The following is a 2119-nucleotide window of genomic DNA, read 5'->3' as shown; positions in this document are numbered from 1 at the left end:
GTTGTTGTTGTAAACCGCCGGGAGTTTCTACGACTCCCCGGGGCGAAGCTGCGCCGGCCCCTCCCTTTCGTCCCCGTACCCCAACCGCCCCCCCCCGACGCCCGGGCGGGCGGGGCCGATGAACATGCGCTCGGTCACATGAGGCAGCACTCGACGTCCTTCCCTGATCGGAGATACGGTAGTACTTACTGTTGCATCTACCGTATGGGCTCCTGGCCGATGCGGACCCGGAGCCGTTCGCCGCGGCTCGGCCAGTGGGAACTAGGAGGCAGAATCAGTGCAGATCAAGCAGATCGCGGTGGTCGGCTGCGGCACCATGGGTGCCGGCATCATCCAGGTGGCCGCTCAGACCGGCATCGACGTCGTCGGGGTCGAACGCACCGAGCAGGCCGCCGAGGCGGCTCGGCTGCGTATCGAAGCCGGGCTTGAGGCGACCGCCGCCCGGGGCAAGATCACCCCCGAGCAGGCGCGCGAGGCCGCCTCCCGCTTCAGCGTGACCACCGAACTCGCCCGGGTGGCCGATGCGGACCTGGTCGTCGAGGCCGTGTTCGAGGACGTCGAACTCAAGAAGGGCGTTCTCAAGGAGATCGACGGCCTGGTCGGGCCCGACACGTTCATCGCCTCCAACACCTCCACGATTCCTCTGGTGATCCTGGCCGCCGCGACCAGCCGCCCTGATCGGGTCGTCGGTCTGCACTTCTTCAACCCGGTGCCGGCGATGAAGCTGGTGGAGGTGATCAAGACACCGGTGACGTCCGCGGAGCACGTGCGGACCATGGTCGATCTCGCCGTGGCCATGGGCAAGAACCCGGTCGTCGTGAACGACGTACCCGGCTTCGTGGGCAATCTGCTCATCGTCCCCTACCTGCTCGACGCGGTGCGGGCATTCGAGCGCGGTGTGGCCGACATGGAGTCGATCGACAGCGTCATCCGCCTCGGGTTCAACCACCCCATGGGCCCGTTCAAACTCAGCGACCTGATCGGCCTCGACATCGTCCACGACATGGCCGCGTCGATGTACGAGGAGTACAAGGACCCCCGGTATTTCCCGCCGCCGCTGCTCAAGCAGTACGTCCGGCTCGGATGGCTGGGTCGCAAGACCGGCCGGGGGTTCTACCGCTATGACGACTGAGGCGACGGCGGGCCGCAGCCGGACGGCTCAGTCGGCCACGCTTGTCGAGCAGTGGGACACGCACCTGCGCTCGCAGGATCCGCTCCGGTTCGCGGGGTACGCCGTGCCGGCGTCCGAGGACGAGTCGGTCCGCACCGGCGTGGTCTCCTTCGGTGGCGCCGAGGCCGTCTGGATCGAGTGCGACGCGAGCCGCCAGACCGGGACGATGGGCGCGGTCGCCGGTGAGCGGATCGTGCGCGCGTTCAACCGCGCCGCCGAGCGCCGACTGCCGGTCGTAGAGACGGTCGCCAGTGGCGGTGCTCGCCTTCAGGAGGGCATGATCTCCCTGCTCCAGATGGCGCGGACGTCGTCCGCGGCATCCCGGCACGCGGCCGCCGGTCAGATGACCGCCGCCGTGCTCCGCTCCCCCACCACCGGCGGCGTCTACGCTTCGTGGGCCTCGCTGGCCGACCTGCGGGCCGCCGAGCCGGGCGCGACCATCGGGTTCGGCGGGCCGCGCGTCGTCGCCCAGGTGACCGGCGAGTTCCCGCCGCCGACGTCGCACACCGCCGAATCGGCCCACCGGTACGGACTGGTCGACGCCATCACACCGAACGGTGAGCAGTGGGGCTGGCTCGCCGCCGCGGTCGGCGCCCGCCCGGGCCCGCCGCTGACGCTGCCGCAGGGCCGGGCCGAGGGGCCCGACCCGACACCGATCCCGGCGGACCCGTACCTCCTCCTCCAGCGGTCCCGAGGCGCCCGACGCCCGTCCGGACTGGAATGGGCGAGCTGGCTGACCGACTCCTGGGTGGAGCTGCGCGGTTCCGACCCGGCCCTGCGAGCCGGCCTCGCGACGATCGCCGGTTCGCGTGCCGTCGTCGTCGCGATGGACAGATTCGCCGGGGCCAATCGCCCGGCGCTGCCAGGACCGGGGGCATTCCGTCTCGCGCAGCGCGCGATCCTGCTCGCCGACCGGCTGCGGCTGCCGGTCGTCACTCTCGTCGACAC

2 protein-coding genes are annotated in these 2119 nt (G+C 70.6%); both read left to right on the top strand.

All coding sequences use genetic code 11. The features are described 5' to 3' along the window. The first annotated feature begins 277 nt into the window (after positions 1-277). Positions 278-1132, top strand: a complete 855-nt coding sequence (locus tag ACFWP5_RS49545; protein WP_384173066.1) for a 3-hydroxyacyl-CoA dehydrogenase family protein — start codon at positions 278-280, stop codon at positions 1130-1132. Next, the coding region (locus tag ACFWP5_RS49540) for a carboxyl transferase domain-containing protein (protein ID WP_384173063.1) at positions 1122-2119 on the top strand (998 nt) is incomplete at its 3' end. The genes ACFWP5_RS49545 and ACFWP5_RS49540, both read left to right, overlap by 11 nt.

This window comes from Streptomyces sp. NPDC058469 (assembly GCF_042721125.1).
GTDB lineage: Bacteria > Actinomycetota > Actinomycetes > Streptomycetales > Streptomycetaceae > Streptomyces.
This window is presented reverse-complemented; position numbering and strand designations above follow the sequence as displayed.